Genomic DNA, 2,126 nt, shown 5'->3' with positions numbered 1-2,126 from the left:
GGGCCGGGCCTTCCGGGAGGCTCACGCACCGGGCGCCGGGGCGGCGCCCCGGCAGCGACCGCGAGGTCAGCGGTCGGCGGCTGCCGCCCGCCGGTCCGTCGCGAGCGCCTCGGCGGCGGCGATGTTCGGCTGCGGGTGGGTGAGCAGGTGCGCACCGGCGGCGAGGGCGCCGCCGACCAGCGGCGCGAGGATGAACAGCCACAGCTGGGACAGCGCCGCGCCGCCCGCGAACAGTGCCGGACCGAAGCTGCGCGCCGGGTTGACGGACGTCCCGGTGAGCGGAATCCCGACCAGGTGCACCACCACGAGCGCCATGCCGATCGGCAGGCCGTCGAATCCGGTGGCGGCCAGGCGGTGGGTGACCGCCAGAACGACGAAGACCAGGAGGAAGGTCAGCAGCACCTCGGTCAGGAACGCGCCCCCGAGGTTGATGTGCACGGCGGAGCGGTCGCCCCAGCCGTTGGTGCCGAGCTTCTCGTGGGTCTGGAGGCCGGGTATCTGCTTGGCGAGCACCAGCACCAGGGCCGCGCCGGCGATCCCGCCGAGGAACTGCGCGACCCAGTACGACGCGGCGGTACGCCCGTCGATCCGGCGGGCCAGCAGGAACCCGAGGGTCACCGCCGGGTTGACGTGGCACCCGGAGATCGGGCCGAACGTGTACGCCAGGGCGAGCAGCACGAAGCCGAACGCCAGCGCGATCCCGACCGATCCGATCGCGTCCCCGGCCACCACGGCGGCGCCCACCGCCAGCAGCACCAACAGCAGAGTTCCGAGAAACTCGCCGACCACCGCACGCCTGTCCATCTGGCCTCCCGACCGCATCACTCCGAACGGCACCGCACCGCCCGAACCCGGCTCACCCTCGGCAGCCGAACGGGGCAACGCATCTCGATCGAACGCCTGCGCGCCGAGATCCTGAAACACCGGACGGATTAATTGCTCCAGTCGGGCGAACCGGACATATCGCCACACTATAGGCCATCCGGCCTGCGACCTCACCTCGACACCGGGCGCGCGCCCACCCCGCCACCACCCGTCGCGAACACCGACCCGACCCGCGACCGGAGCTGACGGTCCCTGGACGAACGAACCCGACCGGACGGTCCCCGCCCGGCAGCCCCGCGCCACCCCACCCGGGCTCCCACCCGCCTCCCGTCCCGAGGCCCGGGCGGCGCGGCGCGAGGACCCGCCGCACCGTCGGCCCGTACGGTCTGCGCATGTCCTTCGGTCTGCTGTCGGCGCTGCTCGCCGCCCTGCTCACCGGTTCGGCCACCGTGCTCCAGGCGGTCGGCGCACGCCGCGCCGCAGCCGGCCGGCGGCCGGGCGGGGCCGCCGCGCTCGCCGGAGCCTTCCGCCAGTGGCCGTTCCTGGTCGGAGTCGGGATGGACATGCTGGGGTTCGGCGCCGAGCTGATCGCCCTCGAACGGCTGCCGCTCTACGAGGTCGAGGCCGTCCTGGCCTCGGCCCTCGCCGTCACCGCCGTCGGCTCGGCCCGCGTCCTGCGGGTGCGGCTGCGGCGCAGCGAGTGGGCCGGGGTGGCGGCGGTCTGTGTCGGGCTCTGCGTCCTCGCCCTCACCGCCGGGCGGGACGGACCCGGCCGGGGCAGCCCGGCGCTGCGGCTGGGCGTCCTGCTCGCCTCGGTCCTGCTGATCGGCGTGGGCTGGCTGGTGGTGCGGTTCGCCGGAGGCCGCAGCGCGCCGTTCCTCGGGCTGGTCGCCGGCCTCCAGTTCGGCGTCGTCGGCGTCGCGGTGCGGGTCCTGCCGGACGCCCGACCGCCCGACCTCCTCGTCGAGCCCTCCGCCTACGCGATCGCCCTCGCCGGGCTGGGCGGCTTCAGCGCGCTGACCTGGGCCATGCAGAGCGGTTCGGTGACGGCCGCGACGGCGGCCATGGTGCTGGGCGAGACCCTCGGTCCGGCCGTCATCGGCGTGTTGCTGCTCGGCGACCACACCCGCCACGACGCGACGCCGCTCGCCGTCGCGGGCTTCCTGACGGCGGTGGCCGGTGCGCTGACCCTGGCCCGGTTCGGGGACGCCGAGCAGCCGTCCCCGGCCTCCGCGCGCTGATCGGGCCCTTCGACACCGCGCCGGCCGCTGCCCGGGCGGCCGGCCGGTCCGGGTCGTGAC

Annotated in this window: 2 protein-coding genes; one reads left to right on the top strand and one right to left on the bottom strand. The window is 75.4% G+C overall.

Annotation, left to right across the window (positions count from 1 at the left end):
* Positions 1-66: 66 nt before the first annotated feature.
* Positions 67-804: an MIP family channel protein gene (locus tag ACFWOG_RS40685; RefSeq protein ID WP_380364778.1), complete on the bottom strand. Its 738-nt coding sequence runs from the start codon at positions 802-804 to the stop codon at positions 67-69.
* 413 nt (positions 805-1,217) lie between these two features.
* Between ACFWOG_RS40685 and ACFWOG_RS40680 the strand changes: the two genes are divergently transcribed.
* Positions 1,218-2,066 carry a hypothetical protein gene (locus ACFWOG_RS40680; RefSeq protein WP_329952750.1) on the top strand — a complete coding sequence of 283 codons (849 nt, stop codon included), beginning with the start codon at positions 1,218-1,220 and terminating at the stop codon, positions 2,064-2,066.
* Positions 2,067-2,126: the final 60 nt, after the last annotated feature.

It is taken from the genome of Kitasatospora sp. NPDC058406 (assembly GCF_042722765.1).
In the GTDB taxonomy this organism is placed as follows: domain Bacteria; phylum Actinomycetota; class Actinomycetes; order Streptomycetales; family Streptomycetaceae; genus Kitasatospora.
This window is presented reverse-complemented; position numbering and strand designations above follow the sequence as displayed.